This is a genomic window from Azorhizobium caulinodans ORS 571 (assembly GCF_000010525.1).
GTDB classification, from domain to species: Bacteria; Pseudomonadota; Alphaproteobacteria; order Rhizobiales; family Xanthobacteraceae; genus Azorhizobium; species Azorhizobium caulinodans.
Map to the genome: position 1 here is coordinate 4040999 of NC_009937.1, position 19325 is coordinate 4060323.

Below are 19325 nucleotides of genomic sequence, written 5' to 3' on the forward strand. Positions count from 1 at the left end.
TCATAGCCGGCAGAACGACATGATCCTGCGCTGCGGTAGCTCAGTGGTAGAGCACTCCCTTGGTAAGGGAGAGGTCGAGAGTTCAATCCTCTCTCGCAGCACCAGCTTTCAGCTTGAAAATCGATGAGCGTGTTGAACCGGCGCGGAATTCTCCGCGGTCGGTACCCCTATTCACCGCCATGCCTGCCCGCGCAGAGCCCCCTTCCCGGCGTCAGGAGGAGGCCCATACGTCCTGCAGATAGCGACCGCCGGCCTCCAGTTCCGCCACCGCACCGGCCCCGAGAAGCTCCAAAAAGGCCGCGTGAACGTCGGGCGCCATGGTGCGGGCATTGCCGCAGATAAGGATGGAGGCGCCGGCCGCCACCTGTTCGCGCACCGCATCACCATGGGTCCGCAGCAGATCCTGCACATAGGTCCGGGGCGTGCCCGGCCGGCGGGAGAAGCCCACCGCCAGAAGGCTCAGCGTGCCTTCGTCGCGATAGGCCTCCAGTTCCTCGCGATAGAGATAATCGCCATCGTCCCGACAGCCGAAGAAGAGGAGCACCGGGCCTGTGGCACGCCCCTGCGCCCGCAGGGCATGGCGCTCCTGAATGAAGCCGCGCAGGGGCGCAAGGCCGGTGCCCGGCCCCACCAGGATGAGCGGCACCGCAGGATCAGCCGGAAGGTGGAACGTGCTGCCCGTATCCTTCACAAGCACGCGCACCGGCGCGTCCTCCCCGCAGCTCACGAGATAGCTGCTGCACAGGCCGTCATGGCGCACGCCGTCGGCGGTGGTGAACTGATGCACGCCCACGGTGAGCGCGCACGCATCCGGCGACATCAAGGGCGAAGAGGAGATGGAATAATAGCGCGGCTTCAGCGCCGGGCGCACGGTGAGCAGGGCGGCAAGGTCGAGCTGCACGGAAGGCACCTGCGCCAGCAGGTCTTCCATGCGCGGCTTCGCCTCGGCCACGGCGCTGGGAAAATCGGAGAGCCAGCCGGCGATCCGCGCCCGGTCGGGCGGGCATTGCGCCGCCTGCGCCCAGGCCCGAAGATCACGCCGCGTGACGGGGCCGGCAAGGTCCACGTGCTCAGCCAGCAGTTCGCCGACGCTCACCGGCACGCCGAAGGGCAATCCGGCTTCGCTGGCGGCATCCGGATGCAGGGCGGTCAGCAGCACCTGCGTCTCTGGCGCAAGGCCGCAGCGGGCAGCGGCGGCGGCGACCAGAGCCGGCGGATTGACCGGGAACACGGCGAGATGATCGCCGGCGGCATAGGAGGTGCCGGCCGGCAGCGGGATTTCGATATGGCGGGTCGAGCCCTGGGCGCCAGGGGACAGCAGTTCGCGATTGACCCGTATGCGAGACAGTTGCGCACCCTGGTCGAGCCGGGTGCCGGTGCGGGGCGCGGCACCGGTGGCCGCGCCTGCGAAATTCACCACCTCCACCTTCACCGCCGGGGCCTCCGCGGCTGCCTCGGCGCTACCAATCACGGCTGCACCAGCCGCACCGCCGAAGGCGGCCTCAAGCGCCGGCCAGAGGGCGGCGGTCCAGCCCTCCACCGCCGCCTCGTAATCGCCCGCCGCATCCGCGGTGCCCTCGTCCAGCAGGGCCGTGCCGCCGAGCGCGGCAAGGCCCGAGGCAATGGTCTTCGGGAATTTCTGGAAGGTCTGGTGCCATTGGGTGTTGCCGCAGCCGAGCACGGCGTGCCGCACACCGGCGCAAACGCCAGCGGGCGCAGTCTCGAGCCATTTGGCGAAGCGGGCGGCATTGTCCGGCGGCGTGCCATTATAGGTGGAGGTGACGATCACCACAGGCCCGTCGGTGAGCCACGGCTGGCCCACCTGCTCGTCCAGTTCCGCCACGGTCGCGGCAAAGCCCCGTGCGCCCGCCTGCTGGGCGAGGCTGAGCGCGATATCCCGACAGCCGCCCATGTTCGATCCATAGAGCACGCGCATGGGCCGCCCGCCGGCCTGCGCCACCGCCAGGGGCGCCCCTTGCGTCTTGGGAGCCTCAGTGCGGACCGGAAAGCGTCCTTTCACCTCCGGCCGGCGCTCCAGCAGCATATCCAGATGGTCCGGCTTCACGGTGAGCGCCTGCTTGTGGCACAGCACGTAATGCGGATCCTTGGGACGCGCGGTGAAGCGCTGGATGAAGCGGGCCAGCACCATTTTGGCTTCCACCAGAGCGAACTGGAAGCCGATGCACGAGCGCGCGCCCATGCCGAAGGGGTGGTAGGCATGGGGATGGTGGTGCTTCTCTTCCTCCGGCCCGAAGCGCTCGGGGCGGAAGACCAGCGCATCCGCGCCCCAGAAGCGCGGGTTCTTCTGCATGGCCGAGAGCGAGACGAAGATGCGCTCGCCCGCCTTCAGGTCATAGCGGCCGTTGCCAACGGTCGCATCGCGGGTGACATAGCGCGGGAACATGGGCACCGGCGGGCAGAGGCGCAGCGCCTCCTTCAGCACCCGCTGGGTGTAGGCGAGCCGGCCGACGTCCTCATAGGTGGGCTTGTAGGAGAAGTCCCGGCCCAGCACCTCGTCCACCTCGGCAATGAGCTTCTCCATCGTCTCGGGATACTTCCAGAGGTGATAGAGCGCATAGGCCAGCATGCCGGAGGTGGTCTCGTGCCCGGCGATGAGCAGCACGATGAGCTGGCCGCGGATATTGTCGTCGGGCAGCTTCTGCCCCGTCACACGATCAGGCGTGGTGAGCATCACCTGCAGCAGATCGGTCGGCACCGGCGCGCCTGCGGCCATGGCGAAGCGGCGCTCGGCGATGATGGTCTCCACCTCCTCCAGCATGATCTTGTCGGCGGCCGCGCGGGTCTTGCGGGCCTCGTGATAGAACACCTCCGGCAGCAGGCGCTTGGGCTCGGCCATGGCGTCCGTGAGCACCACGTTCATGGCCTCCACGAAGGCCGGAAGCGCGGGGGAATCGATGGCCCCGTAGCGCCGGTTGAAGGCAGCATAGGAGATGGCCTCGAAGGTCATCCGCGTCATCAGGTCGGTGGCGAGGAAGCTCTCGCCGGGCGCGAGGCGGTCGAGATGGTCGAGCAGGTCGTCGGCCACCTCGACGATACGGCCGTAATAGTTCTTCAGCGCCGTGGCGCCGAAGGCCGGGGCGAGGATGCGATGAGCTTGGTGCCAGAGCGGATCATTGTCACTCGCCGTGAACAGCGCGCTGCCGACGCTCTTCTCGGCCAGATTCCCGAGGCCGCCGCGTCCCTCCACCAGCTTGGCAAACACATCGGGCGCGGCGCACATCTCCGAGATGATGTCGGCGTCCGAGCAGAAATAGGCGCGCTTGCCGCCCACCTGAAACGCGAAGAATTCGCCGTGCTTGGCGTGCAGGGCATCCACCGCCGCCACGAGACCCTCGGCATTGTGCAGTTCGGGCAGGTTGCCGACGACGGGATAGGGCTTGGGGCCGGGCACGGGCCGGTGGAGCGCCGGGGCAGCTGAAGACGGCACCTCGCCCTGAACCACCAGCCGCAGCCGCGTGCCGGCAGGCACGCTGTCATCAAGGGCGATGGTGACCCCATCCGCCGTCTCCACATGGAAAGCGGTCTCGCCCGAGAGGCCCGCCGCCCCGCGCACGGCGGCCAGCACCGCCTCCCGGCTCGCGCCCGGAAACCAGCCGACCCGGACGGTGCCGGCCGCAAGGCCGAGGTCCACGCTCTTCAGGGCCGGAGGCGTCGAGGTCTCGGACATGGTGTCTCCATCGGGGCTTCGCAGAGCCCCTTCGCGGGCAGCGATGGCGAAAGCGGCGGCATGGCGTCAGACGCCGGAACGGGCTTGGGCGCGGCGGACCATGGCTTCGATGGCGTCCACCGTGTGGCCCATGTCCGCTTCCGTGTCCATGGATGCGGCCACCGCCTTGGCGCGGGCGGCCATGGCAGCATCGGTGAGGACGGCGGCGAGGCTGCGCTCCAGGGTCTCCCGGTTGACGCGCGTGTGGGACAGCACCGCGCCGACGCCCATGCGGCGCAGGCGCTCGGCATTGTCCGGCTGGTCGAAACCGACCGGGATGGTCAGGACGGGCACGCCCGCGCGCAGCGCCTCGGCGCAGCCGCCAACCCCGCCATGCTGCACCACCGCCGCCGCATGGGGGAACAGGCTCCCGTGGGGGGCATAGTCCAGTGCCAGCACCTGATCCGCCGGGGCGCGGGGCGGCGGGTTCTTGCCCATGAGGAGAATGGCCCGCCGGCCGAGGGCGAGCGCCGTATCGGCCGCCACCTGATAGAAATCCTGAGCCAGATGCACGACGGTGGTGCCGAGCGTGAAGACAACCGGTGCCGGACCTGCCGCCAGAAAGGCCTCGATGCGTGCGGCCGTCTCGGGCGACGGGGTCTGCGCAAGGAAGGGGAAGCCCGTCTGCACCGAGGCCGCCGGCCAGTCCCGCTGGAGCGCGCCGAAGGCAGGGGAAAACAGCGCCAGCACCAGATGGGGCGAGAACTTGCCCTCGAAGATGATGTTGCCGGTGTGCACGCCCAGTTCCTCCTGAAGCGCCAGCAGGGGCTGCGCCCAGGCGTTGGTGGCGCGGCGCATGAGCCGGAACAGCAGCCGCTGCGGCCAGGTGCCGAGATGGCGCAGGTGATAGGCGGCCGGAAAGCGGGTGAGCACGCACGGGTCGAGCGCCGACATCAGCGTGGTGGGGGCGAGCATGGCATTGGCCCATGGCAGGCCGAGCTTGGCCGCCACAAGGGGCGCCACATAGATGAGTTCCCCCACCACCATCGCGTCCGCGCCCTGTGCGGCGGCGAGCAGGTCCGCATAGGTTTCGCGCGCATGGGGAAAGATGGTCTCGGCGAGCAGGCGCTTTCCGCCGTGCACCGGGTCGCCGAAAATGTAGGTCAGCACCTCGGGCGGGAAATCGGGCCGCAGGGGATGGAACGGCAGCCCGAGCGCGGTGATGCGCGCCTCATAGGCGGCGGGGGCGGCAATGGCCGGTGTGTGCCCCCGCGCCCGCAGGGCCTGCGCCATGGCGAGCATGGGAAAGAGATCGCCCAGCGATCCGAGGGAAGCGAAGAGGATGCGCATCAGGAGGCTCCCTTGGCGATCTCGCGGGGCGCGTGCGGCGGGCGGCGCATCACCAGCACGGCGGCGCACAGGGCGAGCGCCAGCATTGCAGCTCCCACGTAATAGCCCTCAGAGATGCTTCGGGCGGCGCTGAGCCGCAGGGCCGCACCAACCGCTGGCCACTGCTCCGCCAGCGTGCGTACCGCCTCGTCCTTGCCATAGGCGGCGTCGGCCATGAGGGCTTCGAGCTGCGCCCGCGCCGCCCCCTCCGGGGCCGCTTCTGCCGCGATGGCAAGGACACGGCCGCGCTCCAGCGCCACAACGACGGTGCCGATGGCCGCCATGCCGATGGCGCCGCCGAGCTGGCGCACCGTATCGAGGGCGCCGAAGGCCCGGCCGCGGTGGCTTTCCGCGACCTGCGCGGTGCCGTCCGTATAGGTCTGCGACAGGGCGAGGCCCATGCCGGCACCCAGCATCACCAGGGCAGGCGCCATATAGAGGAAATCCATGCGCGGCAGCGCATGAACCTCCAGCACGAAGCCGAGGGTCGCCAGCGTGAGGCCCGCCACCACCGGCACCTTCACGCCATGGCGGTCATACAGCACGCCCGAGAGCGGGGCGCACACCATCATGGGGCCGAGGAACAGCAGCATGGCGAGGCCGGATTGCAGCGGCGCGAAATGCAGCACCCGTTGCAGATAGATGGCGCCATAGGCCGACTGCCCGATGATGGCACACTGGGCGCAGAACAGGACAAGGCCATCGGCACAGAACTGCCGCCGTGTGAACAGGCGCACATCCACCAAGGGGTCCGCCGCCCGCGCCTGCGTGGCCACGAACAGCACCAGCAGCAAAGCCCCGATGGCGATCAGCGAGAGCGTGAGCGGCGAGGTCCAGCCCCAGGCATGGCTCTCCTGGAGACCCAGCACGATGGGGCCGAGCGCCGCCACCAGAAGCAGGCTGTGTGCGGGCCGGAAGGTACCGCTGCGCGGGCTCGCGGCGGCCGGGCCCGCAGCGCGCAGCAGAAGCAGGACGGCAAGGGCCAGCGGCAGATTGACGAAGAAGGCCCAGCGCCAGCCGCCCACCTGCACCACCGCCCCGCAGACGATGGGGCCGATGACCATGGCAAGCCCGCCGAGGCCGCTGTAAAGCCCCATCGCCCGCCCGCGCTCCGTGGGGCCGAACGCCTCGGTGGCGAGCAGCGCCGCCGCCGGCGCCATCAGGATGTTGCCGAGTCCTTCAAGGGTGCGCCCGCACAGCAGCATGGGCAGATTGACCGCAAGCCCGCTCACCACTGAGCCGAACGCGAACAGCATCACACCGACGCGGAAAACCCGCGCACGGCCATAGACATCGGCCAGCCGGCCACCTGTGGCGATGGCCACCGCCACGGTGAGGGCGTAGAGGGTGATGATCCATTGCTGGGCGCCATGGCTCAGCACCAGGTCCCGCTGGATGGAGGGCAGCGCCACGGCGGTGCCGGTGGCGTCGATCATGATCATGCCGAGCGCGCCAGCCGCCGCGAAGACGGTGCACCAGCGCTGCCGGCTGTCGATCGACCCGACGCCCATCCCGCGAGCCCTCATGTGAACGGCCGTCCTGACAGCGGAATACATGTCAAAACGGTAACATGAGGCCAATTGTCCCGCGCGCGGCCCAGCTTGTACAGGGCTGCGGGGCGGTGGGGTCAATTATCGCCGGGTCTCCAGGCATGGCACCGGCCGGAGACGCCCTCTACGACTTGCAGATGCCAGAGCGGGCGGCTCCTAGACCGCGTATTTCAGCATGGACGGGCTGGCGATCTGCGTCAGGCGGCGGGTCTTCGCGTCGATGCCGTTCAACAGGCGTTCGCATTCGGCGAGGATGCGGGCGAGCGAGGTCTTCTTGCCATCGGGCGCCGAACCTTCATGGCGGATGGCCGAGGCGAGCCAGGCGAGGCGATCGAGGTCATATCTCATCACATAGCGCAGAAACTTGTTCTCCACGCAGATGATGGGCAGGAGCGCATGCTCAACATCGAGCGCGAGCGTGCCGATCGCCTCGCTGCTGGCATTGGCCTCGACCTCGAGGCGCGCGGAATGCACCAGCGTCTTGGCCTCCTGCGTCCGCGCGGCAAAGTCGGCCGACGTGATGCGGTCGCGCCGGAAATGGAATTCATCGGTCGCAATGAGTTCCTGGAGCGAAATCTCGGACTGATGGCGCGCGGCCTTCCAGATCAGGGCGCCGGCCAGAACGGTGAACAGGCCGCAGATGACCGAGCCGGAAAAGTCGATCCAGCCGTCCGCCGTCGCCGGTATGCCGCGGACGAAACCGGCAGCGGCCATGGCCACCGCGACAACCACGACGCATTGCACCACGCGCCGCGTGGAGATGCCTTCCATCCTCAATCCCCCGCCGATCGCCGAGAAGCCGATCCGATGACGCGCAACCGACCCGATCGGCCAATCTCCCGCTGTCGGACCACACCCCCGGCAGGTGGCTGCAACAACCCGCCGCGCTCAGCTTACAGCGGATAGAACGGTACAATGTGACGCAAAGGTCAATCTTTTAATCAGACAGCCTGCAAAGCAGACGCCCACAACCCGCCAGATCCCGGGCGATCCGCCCCGTCAAACAGCCTCAACGGGACGACTACCCCCTCACGCGCGCCGCTCAAGAACGGAGAGGCCCGCAAGCACCGCGAGGCTGACGATCATGGCCGCCACCAGCACATCCAGCATGGCGGCGGCGCCGAAGCGGGTCAGCAGAAAGGCCGCGCCGGACGGGGCCAGCGCTTGCAGGATGAGGTTCGGCCGGGCGATGCGGCCGATCACGGGGGCATAGCGCTCGGGGCCGAACACCGCGAGGGGGACCGTGCCGCGGGCGATGGAATAGACGCCCGTGCCCAGCCCGTAGAAGACGAGCGCCAGCCCCGGCCAGGCAAAGCCGAGGGCCAGCAGCGTGAGGCCGAGGCTCATCATCACCACGGCGATGCCCAAGGTCCACAAGGGGTGATAGCGCCCGCCGCCGGCCATCTCCAGCAGGCGGGAGGCAACCTGGGCCGGGCCCAGCAGCATGGCGATGGACACCGCCTGGGCCAGCGTCAGCCCCTGCGACTGGAGGACGGTGAGCAGATGCTGCGAAATGGCCGCCGAGGTGGCCCCGCACAAGGTGATGGTGCTGGCGAGCAGGATGAATTTCAGCTGGTCGATGCCGGTCAGACGGAGCGGCGCGGATGTCCGGCCGGGCGTATCGTCGGCAGAACCTGTAGCCGGGGGCGCGGGCGCCGGCAACGCGAAGAGGACCAGAGGCACGCACAGGAGGCCCATGATGGCGGCATAAGCAAAGCAGGTGCCGCGCCAGCCGAGCTGATGCTCCAGAAAGCTCGACACCGGCCAGCACAGCGTGCTGGCAAAGCCGCCCCACAGGGTGAGGCGGGTAATGACCGGCCGCGCAGCAAGGCCGAACAGCCGCCCCAGCGCGGCAAAGGCCGCATCATAAAGGCAGGCCCCCATGCCGAGGCCGATGACCACCCATCCGCCGATGAAGACGGGGAGCGACGTGGCAAGGCCGATGAGCACCTGGCCCAGCGCCATGAGCAGACAGCCCGCCGCCAGCACGGAACGCCCGCCGCTGCGCGCGATGCGCGTGCTCACAGCGGGCGAAATCAGCCCCGCCACCAGCATGCCGATCGAGAGCGCGCCCACCACCCAGGGCAGAGGCCAGCCGGTATCGGCGGCAATGGGCTGGGCGAGCACCGCCAGCAGGTAGAAGGACGATCCCCACGCGAAGATTTGCACCACGCCCAGCGCGGGCACGAGGCGGAACAGGGGCACAGCGGCGGGGCTGGCTGCGGTCATGGTCGGCGTCCCGCTGAGCGGAACCGGAAGGCGGAGGACATGATGAAAAAACAGGCCGAGAATCGCCTGCACCCTTGATGGGCAGTCTGGGGAGGCTCAGCTAACACGGCCCGCCCGGCCTCGCCACCGCCTGAAATTGCAGACCGCCCGAACGACGCCTGCGCCCGGCACGCAGCGCAGCGGCCTGCGTCTCCCCCGTCCGTCAAACGGAAAAGACACCTCTGCAGACGGTCCCGGCAGATTTGAGTGCCATCGGCCGCGCAACTCCGCTAGAGCACTCGCCGGGCTGTGCGGCGCCCCCATCCGCCCTCGCCGCCCGGACGACGTTTCAGGAGCCTCCCATGTCCGAGATCAAGGCCCGCATCCTTACCGGCCTGCGCATGAATTTCATTCATCCCGAGGATCTGGGCAGCGCGCTCATCCTCGATCTGGAGACCGACGAGGGCGAGGAGCGTTACGTGCTGCCCTGCAACCCGGCGCTTTCCACGGAAGAGATCGAGGCCATCGGCGACGAGATCATGGCCTCCCTCGACAAGCTGATCGCCCCCTCGGACGACGAGGACCTCGACGGGGACGAGGGCGGCGAAGACAAGGCCTGAAGCCGCGGGCGACCGGCGCTGCATTAACCCTGAGGGCTGGATGAGGGCACCAAACGCGGGCTCGGGCGTTGTCCCATCGACCTGAGACGGGAGCCGCTTCGCTCCCCCCGGCGATGGAGGTGCCCGTGCCGCAGATGACCACTCCCGCTCTTCGCCTCGCGGCGCTGCTGTCGCTCGCTGTGGCCGGCGGCCTGCCCGCCCAGGCCCAGCCTCAGAACCCGGCACAGCCGGAAGCGCATCAGCCGGGCACGCCGGCGGCCGCGCCGACACCGGCGCCAGCTACGCCGCCCGCCGCCACGCCTTCGGCGGATGGCCCGGGCAGCGCAGAGCGCTCACAGCGGATGGACAAGCCGGGCAAGAGCGGCGGCAACGACAAGGCAGCCGAGCCGGATGTGGTGAACGACACCACGCTCGTCATGGCCTGCAAGCAGAAGGCCCTCGGCATCCTCAAGAACCGCTCACCGTCGGTGGAGGACATCTTCATCGACATGGACGGCCTCACCGTCGCGCAGGCCGACACCATGGTCGGCAACACGAAGGTGATCGGCGTCATGATGGGCGAGGCCTATATCCAGCGCGACAAGACCGACAAGGTCCACCGCTTCCTCTGCCTGACCGGCGAAGGCGGCAAGGTGCTGATGACCTTCTTCACCGAGCGCTGAACACCGCACTCCGGCTCGAACCGGCTGCGCCGCCGCACAGCGGACCTATTGCTGCGCCGCGCAGCGGGTGGCGGCGGATCTGGTGCGGGCGAGCGACGGCAGGCGCACGGAGGTCTCGCTGGTCAGCACAGGCGTCAGGCCCTGCTTGGTGTATTCCTGAAACTTCGGGCAGGTCTTGGCGGTCGCCGGGCCGACGATGGCGGAGAAAGTCACGGCTTCGGCCGTGATCTTTACCGGCGTCTCGCCGTCATAGGCCTGGGTGAGGACAGGCTTGCGGGCCGCCATGTCATAGATGACGAGGTTGCGGCTCGGCCCGGTGCCGCGGTCCATGACGAGGAAGCGTCCAGCCGCCCCCACCACGTAATCCGCTTCGTTCGGGCTGCTCACCTCCACGTCGCCGGGCGTCTTCTTATAGACGCACTCGGGCGCGGCGGCGCCAGCCGGAACGGGGCGCACCAGAATGTCGCTGCCCGGACCGAGCGTGCTGTCGCGATGGATCACCAGGAAGCCGTCGGACGAGAGGCATTTGGACGGGCTCTGCGGCGCCGCGGCGGCGGGGACACCGGCAAGAAGGCCCCACCCCATCAGGCCCATCATCGCCCCACAGACGCCCGCGCCCAAAGACCCCAGGTTCGGCCTACGCATATCCGTTTCCCGCCGTCATCTGAAATGCCCCGTCCGCCCTATACCGCCTTTTGCCGGCGCCGCGAAGCCGGATGACGGAACGCGCCGCCCCGGCGCCTAGGCGACGGGAACCTCCGAGGCTTGCTGAACGAGAGGCAGCCACAGTTCCACCCGCCACAGACCTGCCGATCGTCTTTCCACAACCGCGCCGCCGGCGCCCTCCACGATGGCGCGCCCCAGCGCAAACGCCTGCGCTCCGCCGGCATCCGTGAGGCCCGCGAGACCGACGCACGCATAGGTTCCAGGCAGACGATCCCCCGGCTCGTCGCCCCCGACGCAGGCGAAGGAGACGGTCGCGCCGATCCGCGCAAGTTCCGGCGCGGCGCGGGCCATCCCCAGAACCACATCGAGCAGGGCGGCACCCAGCGGCGCCGGGCTCAGGTGCACGGTGAGGTGCGCGGCATCGCGCGTTTCCTGAAGGGTCAGGTCGGGCAACCCCGCGGCGGTGGCGAGACCGGCCACGTCCCCCAACACCTCGCCCACCTCCGCTTCGCCTGCGGCAGCCGGCGAACCTCGGGCCGCCGCCAGCACCGCCGCGATGATATCGGTTTCGCGCAAGGCCGCCTCCCCCGCCCCCGTCGAGAGCGCGGCCCGCAGGCGCAGAACGAGCAGATCCAAGAGCGCAAGATCCGGGGCCATGACGGGCTCCGGCGGCGGCGTCTCCGCCGCCTCCACCCGGCCCCGCGGCAGAAAGGCGACCGCAGCCAGAGCGGCCATCGCAAGGAGAGCGAGCGCTCCGATGCAGAGCGCGTGCTTCCGCCATGCCGCGAGCACTTCCGACTGGCGTGCCGCGACCGCGATGACGAGATCGGGGGCGGCCAACACGCGGAAGGCATGCAGCGCCCGGTCTCCCCCTGTCAGCGACGTGCCTGTGAAGATGCCCGCGCTCGCCGCCTTGGCCTGCCGGAGAATCTCGTTCTGCTCCGGCAGGCGCTCGATCATCCGGGCCCCGTCGGTCCGCAGCAGCACGACGCCATCGGTGCGGGCGATGAGCAGGGGCGCATCTCCCACCATCCGCCCGTAGAGGCTCACCAGCACCTGCGGCAGGACGGCGACCCCGACCGCACCCCGCAGAACGCCGTCGCTCAGGATCGGACGGGTCGCGACGAAATTCTCGGTCCGCGAAACCTGCCCGCGGGCCGGCTCATTGAGGAAAAGGCCGGTCTCGCCATTGCGGTAGGCCCGGAAATATTCCCGCTGGCGCATGTCATAGGGCGGGATCGGAAAGGCACGGCTCGAGGCCACGAGCTTGCCCTCTCCGTCGACCACGAAAACGGATTCGAGGGTCGGCATCCGCTCCCGCAGGCGGGCCAGAAGGTCATGCAGGCTGGCGTCGTTGCGGGCCTGGGCGAGATCCTGCCGCGGGATCTGGGTCAGCGTCAGTTCAAGCGCGAGGTCCAGCGTCCGCACCAGCGTCGCCATGTGCTCGCTCACCGCCAGCACGCGCCGGTCCAGCAGATCCCGCGCCCGCCCCAGTTCCACTTCCCGGTCGATGAGGACGGCGGAGAGCGCCGTGAGAAGGATCGTCAGCGCCGCGGCCGCCGCAAACGCGCGCCGGCCACGCCGGAACAAGGCGTCCGCGCGCCAAGATCGGCCCATTCACTGCCCCTCCCTCCCCGGAGAAGCATAGCGTAAGGCCCACGCCGCATTCCGCCAAGGATGCCGGCTCGACTTTTCGCAAAGCGGCATGCCCTTGTTCACTCTGAAGAAACAGTCTGTGCAAACGGCGCTATACCGGCCGGCGAAGACGCACCTGCCGCAGCTGAATGTCGGCATTGCTTGGCGCATCCATCATTTCGTCGAGAAGTTCCGCTCTTCTTTGTTGACGCGCGGCAGGCTAAACAGACGCATCGGCGCTGCGCGCCGCAGTTGGAGGCTCGGGATGAGTTTGAGACGTTTTGCTCTCTTGGTGCTGGGAGGGCTCTCCCTGTCGGTGGCGGCTCCGCAGATCGCTGCGGCCCAGTCGGTGCCCTCTGGCCCCTATCTGCGCTCGTGCAACGACGTGCGGGTTTCCCGCGGCGTCGATCTCGTGGCGATGTGCCGGGCCCGCAACGGCGAATGGTTCCCCACCCGTCTTCCGAACTTTCTCAGCTGTGTGAGCGCCATCCAGAATCTCGACGGCAATCTCGCCTGCGAGCGCGGTCGCGGCGGCGGCGGCGGATGGAATGGCGGCGGTGGTGGCTGGAACGGTGGTGGCGGCGGCTATGCCCCCCCGCCTCCGCCCCCGCCGCGGAACAATCTGCCGCCGGGCTCCTACCGCGCCTCCTGCCAGGTGCAGGACTTCTCCGGCGGCTGGCTGCGCGCGAGCTGCAACAACGGCCGCAACCAGTGGCGCAACACGCAGCTCTATGTGCCGGGCTGCAAGGGCGACATCGGCAACATGGGCGGCAATCTGGTCTGCAACCGCTGACAAAAAAACCGCCGGAACATGCGTTCCGGCGGGTTTAAACACCATCCTGGACGGCTCCCTTTCGGGAGCCGTTTGCATTTGCAATCAGCGCCGCAGGGACTTCACGTCGCGCACCGCGCCGCGGGCGGCGGAGGTGGTGAGGGCGGCATAGGCCTGCAACGCCTGCGAGACCACGCGCTGGCGGTCTTTCGGCTTCCAGGCTGCGTCGCCCTTGGCCTCCATGGCCGCACGGCGGCGGGCCATTTCCTCGTCCGAGATGGCGAGGTGGATGCGGCGGTTGGGGATGTCGATCTCGATGGTGTCGCCCTCTTCCACGAGGCCGATGGCGCCGCCCTCGGCAGCTTCCGGCGACACGTGGCCGATGGACAGGCCCGAGGAACCGCCCGAGAAGCGCCCGTCCGTCACCAGAGCGCAGGCTTTGCCGAGGCCCTTCGACTTCAGATAGGAGGTCGGGTAGAGCATCTCCTGCATGCCGGGACCGCCGCGCGGTCCCTCGTAGCGGATGAGCACGATGTCACCGGCCTTGATCTTGCCGTTGGCGAGGATCGCCTCCACCGCCGCATCCTGGCTCTCGAAGATGCGGGCCGGGCCCGTGAACTTCAGGATGGAAGCGTCCACGCCCGCCGTCTTCACGATGCAGCCATCCTCGGCAATGTTGCCGAACAGCACGGCGAGGCCGCCGTCCTTGGAATAAGCGTGCTCGAAATCGCGGATGACGCCGCTGGCGCGGTCCGTGTCCAGATCGTCCCAGCGACGGGACTGGCTGAAGGCCACCTGGGTCGGCACGCCGCCGGGCGCTGCGCGATAGAAGGTGGTGACGCTCTCGGCCTTCGTGCGCGTCACGTCCCAGCGCTCCAGCGCATCCTTCATGGACGGCGCGTGGACCGTGGGCAGGTCGGTGTGGATCAGGCCGGCGCGGTCGAGTTCGCCGAGGATGCCCATGATGCCGCCCGCGCGGTGCACGTCTTCCATGTGGATGTTGGCGACCGCGGGCGCCACCTTGCAGAGCACCGGCACCTTGCGCGACAGGCGGTCGATGTCCGCCATGGTGAAGGGCACCTCGCCCTCATTGGCGGCGGCGAGCAGATGCAGCACCGTGTTGGTGGAGCCGCCCATGGAGATGTCGAGCGTCATGGCATTCTCGAACGCCTTGAAGCTGGCGATGGTGCGCGGCAGCACGCCCGCATCGTCCTGCTCGTAATAGCGGCGGGCGAGGTCCACCACGAGGTGGCCAGCCTCCACGAACAGGCGCTCGCGGTCCGCATGGGTGGCGAGCACGGAGCCGTTGCCCGGCAGGGCGAGGCCGAGGGCCTCGGTGAGGCAGTTCATGGAATTGGCGGTGAACATGCCCGAGCAGGAGCCGCAGGTGGGGCACGCGGAGCGCTCCATCACCTTCACGTCCTCGTCCGACACGCGATCGTCGGCGGCGGCGATCATGGCGTCGATCAGGTCCACCTTCTTCTCGCCGGTGGAGAGGAGCACCTTGCCGGCCTCCATGGGGCCACCGGAGACGAAGACGGCCGGGATGTTGAGGCGCATGGCGGCCATCAGCATGCCGGGGGTGATCTTGTCGCAATTGGAAATGCAGACCATGGCGTCGGCGCAGTGCGCGTTCACCATGTACTCCACGCTGTCGGCGATGATCTCGCGGGACGGCAGCGAATAGAGCATGCCGTCATGGCCCATGGCGATGCCGTCATCCACCGCGATGGTGTTGAACTCCTTGGCGACGCCGCCGGCCTTCTCGATCTCGCGGGCCACGAGCTGGCCGAGATCCTTCAGGTGCACATGGCCGGGCACGAACTGGGTGAAGGAGTTCACCACCGCGATGATCGGCTTGCCGAAATCCCCGTCCTTCATGCCGGTGGCGCGCCAGAGGCCACGGGCTCCGGCCATGTTGCGGCCATGGGTGCTGGTGCGGGAACGATAAGCGGGCATGTCCTCGGTACCTTTATGTCCTGTTCGGGGGCGCTCTGCGCAATTTTATAACGGCTGTCTTAGAGCGAATTCAGGCAACAGAGAAATCTTTTTCGCGTGCGAGCCATGCATCTTGGCCATGGCGCATCGGGGAGGCGTTGCGTGAGCGGAACCGTTCGATGCGTCCGGTGGTTGTCATGGCATTCCCACCAACCGAAAGGACGGACCCATGGGCAGCACCAGCGACAAGATTTCCGGCATGGCCAACGAGGCCATGGGCAATGTGAAGCAGGGCATCGGCAAGGCCACCGGCAACGACCGCCTGCGCGCCGAAGGCAAGGTTCAGGAGATCAAGGGCGAGGGCCAGCAGACCCTCGGCAAGGCCAAGGACGCCGTGAAGGACGCGGTGGACCGGACTCCCTGACCGGCCGTCACCGGCTTCATCAGAAGGGCCGCCCTGGGGCGGCCCTCAGACCACCGAGAAACCCCTGGCTTCAGCCGGGGGTTTTTGATTCCGCCGGGCACGGGAAGACATCGGTCCCGACGGCTGCGCTCAAGGCCTTACGTAAGGCTAGACCTTTGTCAGCGCTCGGCCCCGACTTCGGCCGGCTTTCCGCGAGGCGTGCGAGCCGGGGGCAGGACTCGGCAAGCGGCGATCCGCGCCCTTACCGCGATTGACGCCGCAATTTCGTCCACTATGATGGAATCATCGTGATACGATGATGATCGACGCGGGGGCGGCATGGACGACATCACGGGACGGCTGGCGCGCCGGCTCCGTCAGGAGAGGGAGGCGCGGAGCTGGTCACTGGCGGATCTGGCGGAGCGTTCGAACGTCTCGCGGGCGATGATCTCGAAGATCGAGCGCGGCGAGGCGAGCCCCACCGCAGAACTGCTGAACCGCCTCGCCACCGGTTTCGGCCTGACGCTGGCGAGCATCTTCGCGGAGGCCGATCCGGGCCTCGATCCGGCGGCGCCCCGCGTTGCGCGCCGTGCCGAGCAGGCGGAGTGGCGCGATCCAGGCACCGGTTATCTGCGGCGCAATGTCAGCCCGCCGGGCGCGCCTGCGCTGGAGATCGTCGAGGTGCAGTTCCCCTCCGGCGGCCGTGTCGTCTTCGACGCCTACCACGAGACGCGGATCGTGCAGCAGCTCTGGCTGCTCGAGGGCGCCATGGAACTCGCGGTCGGCGACGCTACCTTTCATCTTTCCGCCGGAGACTGCCTCGCCATGACGCTTGATCAGCCGGTCATCTTCCACAATCCCGGCGAGACGCCCGCCCGCTATGCGGTGGTGCTCGCCCGCCCGGAGACCCGGCGATGAATGTGCGTGCCCTTGACGGTGACGAGGCCCGCGCGGCCGTCCCCGCGCTTGCCGACGTGCTGCTGGATTGCGTGGCAGGCGGCGCCTCGGTGAGCTTCATGGCGGACATGAGCCGCGCGGAAGCGGAGGCCTTCTGGCAGAGCATTGCGGAAGGTGTCGCACGCGGCGAGCGCACGCTCCTCGTCTCGCAGGAAGGCGACGGCCGCATCCTCGGCACCGTTCAGGTCATTCTGGCCACGCCGCCAAACCAGCCGCACCGCGGCGAGATCGCCAAGATGCTGGTGCATCGCGCGGGTCGCCGGCAGGGGCTCGGTGCCGCGCTCATGCGGGCGGCAGAGGAGGCCGGACGCGCGGCCGGCAAGAGCCTTCTCACCCTCGACACCGTGACCGATGGCGACGGCTTCCGCCTCTATCGCCGCCTCGGCTGGGAGGTGGCGGGCACGGTGCCGGAATACGCCCTGTGGCCGGACGGGCGCCCCTGCCCCACCACCTTCATGTGGAAGCGCGTGTAAGACGGGCCGTCAGCCCTTGGTCCGCAGACTGGACCGTCCCCCATCGACGCCCAGGATCTGGCCGGAGATCCAGCCCGCCTCATCCGACAGGAGGAAGGCGGCCGCTGCGGCGATATCGTCCGGCGCGCCGAGACGCTGGAGAGGGTGGAGCCCGGCGATGGCACTCGCCATCTGCGGATTGGCCGTGAGGACAGCCGCGAGCGGGGTCTCCGTCAGCGAGGGGGCGATGCAGTTCACCCGGATCTTCGGCGCAAGCTCCGCAGCCAGCGCCCGAGTGAGCCCCTCCACCGCCCCCTTGGCCATGGCGATGGACGCGTGATTGGCAAAGCCCTGCCCCACCGCCACGCTCGAGAACAGGACTACGCTGCCGCCCTCGGCCTTCAGCGCGGGCAACGCGGCCTGGACCGCCGCCATGGCGCCCAGCGCATTCACCTCGAAATCGGCCCGCGCATCGTCAGGCGTGATCCGGGCGAGCGGCTTCAGGGTGATGGTTCCGGCCGCATAGGCGAGCGCCCAGACCGGTCCGGGCGCGGCAGCGACGGCAGCGGCAAGCGCGGACGTGTCCCGCACATCCGCCTGAGCCCAGGTCCCGCCCGTCTCGGCTGCGAGCGCTTCGAGCTTGGCGGCCGTCCGGCCGATGAGATGCAGCCGCCAGCCCTGTGCCGCCAGTCGCAGGGCGAGTGGGCGCCCGATGCCGCCCGCACCGCCGATGAGGATTGCCGTCCGTGCCATGTCGCCTCCCTGCTCTGCCGGAGGATACGGACGCAAAGCGCCACGGGATGGCCGGGGGCAGCGGAAAATTTCGCCCTCGCCCTTGAAAGGACGCAAAGGGCGCCTATCTCTCCACCATCAGCAGCGCGTGGCGCCGCCGCAGTCACCGACACACCGCTACGGCGGTGTATTCAGGAGACGCGGTGACAGGGCGGGAGACGGACGGATGTACTCCGATTCCGCCCGCGCCTCGGCTGGTGGTTCCAGGTGATCGATCGACCAGGAAAATGCGGCCGTGTCGTACGGCACGCCGCAGATGGTGCGTGGCGGAGCTTGCGCTCCGCCAGCGTCGTCAGAAATTGCGCGACACGAACAGCAGGCCGCGATGGGCCTTCGTGGACGCCAGCGCCGGCGAGAAGTCGGTCGCCACGTAATTGTTCACCTCCATGACCGTGTAGTCATACTGGAGCGCGATGGTGAGATTGGTCACCGGCGTCCAGGCGAGGTTGCCACCCACATTGTAGTTGTTGCCGCCGGTGGAGCCGTAAGAGGCCTGCGCCACCGGATTGTTCACGTCGAAGGCCGCATAGCCGCCGAAGATCGTGGTGCTCCACTTGTCGTTCCAGTTGTGCAGCAACTGGGCGGTGATGTTCCAGCCGCTGACCAGCGACAGGCCGGCAAGGCCGAGATAGGCGTCGGGAATGATGTAGGCGCCACTCGGGTTCTGAAGGCCGAGATAGGACATGGCGCCATTGGCATAGGCCGCCTGCAGATAGAAATTGTCGCCATCCGCGAGCATGGGCAGGTTCACCATCACGCCGGCCTGCAGGGCATAGCCCCAGGTGTCGGTGGCGGAGAACTGGTTGTTGAGATCAAGCGCCCGCACCTGATGCAGCGCGCCGGAAACCTGGGCCGAGCCCCACTTGCCTTCCGCCCGCAGGTTGGCGACGAAATCCGGCACATGCGAACCGGTCTGAAGGCTGTCGGTCCCGAAGGCGGCGGGATCCTGCGGCACGACGCCTGCGAGACGATCGGCCGAATCCTCGATGGAGACGGTCGCGCTCAGCCCCTCCATGAACTCATGGGTATAGGCGATGAGATTGAGGCGCGTGTCGTCGCCGATGGTCGCCGGATCGGTACCGAGCACGCCGGCATTGGCGTAGAAGTCGAAGAAGGACTGGGCGTGTCCGAAGGTGAATCCGGCAAACTGGATATAGGCGTTCCACACGTCCACATCGACGCCGTTGGGGCCGTTCGACCACGGGTCGGAGGAGCGCCAGCGGAAGCGCAGGTCGAAGTAGGAGCGCAGCGTGCCATATTCGGTCTGGCTGCGCGCGTCCCAGATCAGGCCGGCGGTGGCGATGGAATAGGTCTTGTTATTGACCGAAGGGTAGTTCGTATAGGTATTGTAATAGCCTTCCGCCCACAGATAGCCGCCGATGCGCAGGCAGGTGTCCGTGCCGGGAATGTAATAGAAGCCCTGTCCGTAGGCCGTGCAGACCTTCACATAGTCAACGCCCTTCGCCTTCACCGGCAGATCCGCAGCGTTAGCTCCCCCGATCATCGCCACTGCAAGGCCGCAGCCAGCGACCAACCCCTTGACCTTCATCCCAGCCTCCTGATTCCGGCGGATGATATGTTGTATCATTTCTCGAAGCCAACGTTTTTTGCACC

At 68.3% G+C, this 19325-nt stretch carries 16 protein-coding genes and 1 tRNA gene; 7 read left to right on the plus strand and 10 right to left on the minus strand.

The window, feature by feature from the left end:
- Positions 1–29: 29 nt before the first annotated feature.
- A tRNA-Thr gene (locus AZC_RS18100) sits at positions 30–104 on the plus strand.
- A gap of 107 nt (positions 105–211) precedes the next feature.
- Here the strand turns inward: AZC_RS18100 and AZC_RS18105 are convergent.
- The 5 genes from AZC_RS18105 to AZC_RS18125 all read right to left on the minus strand — a co-directional run bounded on the left by AZC_RS18105 (position 212) and on the right by AZC_RS18125 (position 8835).
- Positions 212–3688, minus strand: coding sequence for a bifunctional cytochrome P450/NADPH--P450 reductase (locus tag AZC_RS18105; RefSeq protein WP_012172043.1), 3477 nt, complete (start codon positions 3686–3688; stop codon positions 212–214).
- Between the two features lie 66 nt (positions 3689–3754).
- Positions 3755–5017, minus strand: coding sequence for a glycosyltransferase (locus AZC_RS18110; RefSeq protein ID WP_012172044.1), 1263 nt, complete (start codon positions 5015–5017; stop codon positions 3755–3757).
- The gene (locus AZC_RS18115; protein WP_158304135.1) at positions 5017–6582 is read right to left on the minus strand and encodes an MFS transporter; all 1566 of its coding nucleotides are present in this window, start codon (positions 6580–6582) and stop codon (positions 5017–5019) included. Before AZC_RS18115 ends, AZC_RS18110 begins: the two co-directional genes overlap by 1 nt.
- A gap of 180 nt (positions 6583–6762) precedes the next feature.
- Positions 6763–7377 (minus strand): hypothetical protein, encoded by a 615-nt coding sequence (locus AZC_RS18120; RefSeq protein WP_043879559.1) that lies wholly within the window; start codon positions 7375–7377, stop codon positions 6763–6765.
- A 258-nt stretch (positions 7378–7635) separates the two neighbouring features.
- The gene (locus AZC_RS18125) at positions 7636–8835 is read right to left on the minus strand and encodes an MFS transporter (RefSeq protein WP_043880484.1); all 1200 of its coding nucleotides are present in this window, start codon (positions 8833–8835) and stop codon (positions 7636–7638) included.
- 341 nt (positions 8836–9176) lie between these two features.
- On the opposite strand from AZC_RS18125, the gene AZC_RS18130 reads away from it, so the two are divergent.
- Together AZC_RS18130 and AZC_RS18135 are read left to right on the plus strand one after the other, a co-directional pair.
- Positions 9177–9434, plus strand: coding sequence for a hypothetical protein (locus AZC_RS18130; protein ID WP_043879560.1), 258 nt, complete (start codon positions 9177–9179; stop codon positions 9432–9434).
- Between the two features lie 134 nt (positions 9435–9568).
- Positions 9569–10096, plus strand: coding sequence for a hypothetical protein (locus AZC_RS18135; RefSeq protein WP_043880485.1), 528 nt, complete (start codon positions 9569–9571; stop codon positions 10094–10096).
- 45 nt (positions 10097–10141) lie between these two features.
- On the opposite strand, the gene AZC_RS18140 is transcribed toward AZC_RS18135, so the two are convergent.
- On the minus strand, positions 10142–10681 hold the full coding sequence (locus AZC_RS18140; RefSeq protein ID WP_043879561.1) for a hypothetical protein: 540 nt from the start codon (positions 10679–10681) through the stop codon (positions 10142–10144).
- Between the two features lie 156 nt (positions 10682–10837).
- Positions 10838–12379 carry a cache domain-containing protein gene (locus tag AZC_RS18145; protein WP_012172051.1) on the minus strand — a complete coding sequence of 514 codons (1542 nt, stop codon included), beginning with the start codon at positions 12377–12379 and terminating at the stop codon, positions 10838–10840.
- Positions 12380–12662: 283 nt separating this feature from the next.
- Here AZC_RS18145 and AZC_RS18150 point away from each other — a divergent pair, with 283 nt between their 5' ends.
- Complete coding sequence (locus AZC_RS18150) at positions 12663–13190, plus strand: CVNH domain-containing protein (protein ID WP_081434039.1); 528 nt, start codon at positions 12663–12665, stop codon at positions 13188–13190.
- Between the two features lie 84 nt (positions 13191–13274).
- Here the strand turns inward: AZC_RS18150 and ilvD are convergent, their stop codons facing one another.
- Positions 13275–15128: a dihydroxy-acid dehydratase gene (ilvD, locus tag AZC_RS18155; RefSeq protein WP_012172053.1), complete on the minus strand. Its 1854-nt coding sequence runs from the start codon at positions 15126–15128 to the stop codon at positions 13275–13277.
- A gap of 208 nt (positions 15129–15336) precedes the next feature.
- Here ilvD and AZC_RS18160 point away from each other — a divergent pair, with 208 nt between their 5' ends.
- The 3 genes from AZC_RS18160 (at position 15337) to AZC_RS18170 (ending at position 16940) form a co-directional block, all read left to right on the plus strand.
- Complete coding sequence (locus AZC_RS18160) at positions 15337–15531, plus strand: CsbD family protein (RefSeq protein WP_012172054.1); 195 nt, start codon at positions 15337–15339, stop codon at positions 15529–15531.
- Positions 15532–15849: 318 nt separating this feature from the next.
- Positions 15850–16428 (plus strand): helix-turn-helix domain-containing protein, encoded by a 579-nt coding sequence (locus tag AZC_RS18165; protein ID WP_012172055.1) that lies wholly within the window; start codon positions 15850–15852, stop codon positions 16426–16428.
- A complete protein-coding gene (locus AZC_RS18170; protein WP_012172056.1) occupies positions 16425–16940 on the plus strand; it encodes a GNAT family N-acetyltransferase in 516 nt (171 codons plus the stop codon). The genes AZC_RS18165 and AZC_RS18170 overlap by 4 nt, the downstream gene beginning before the upstream one ends.
- A 9-nt stretch (positions 16941–16949) precedes the next feature.
- On the opposite strand, the gene AZC_RS18175 is transcribed toward AZC_RS18170, so the two are convergent.
- Both AZC_RS18175 and AZC_RS18180 read right to left on the minus strand, forming a co-directional pair.
- The gene (locus AZC_RS18175) at positions 16950–17672 is read right to left on the minus strand and encodes an SDR family NAD(P)-dependent oxidoreductase (RefSeq protein ID WP_012172057.1); all 723 of its coding nucleotides are present in this window, start codon (positions 17670–17672) and stop codon (positions 16950–16952) included.
- A gap of 331 nt (positions 17673–18003) precedes the next feature.
- Positions 18004–19260, minus strand: a complete 1257-nt coding sequence (locus AZC_RS18180) for a porin (RefSeq protein ID WP_043879563.1) — start codon at positions 19258–19260, stop codon at positions 18004–18006.
- Positions 19261–19325: the final 65 nt, after the last annotated feature.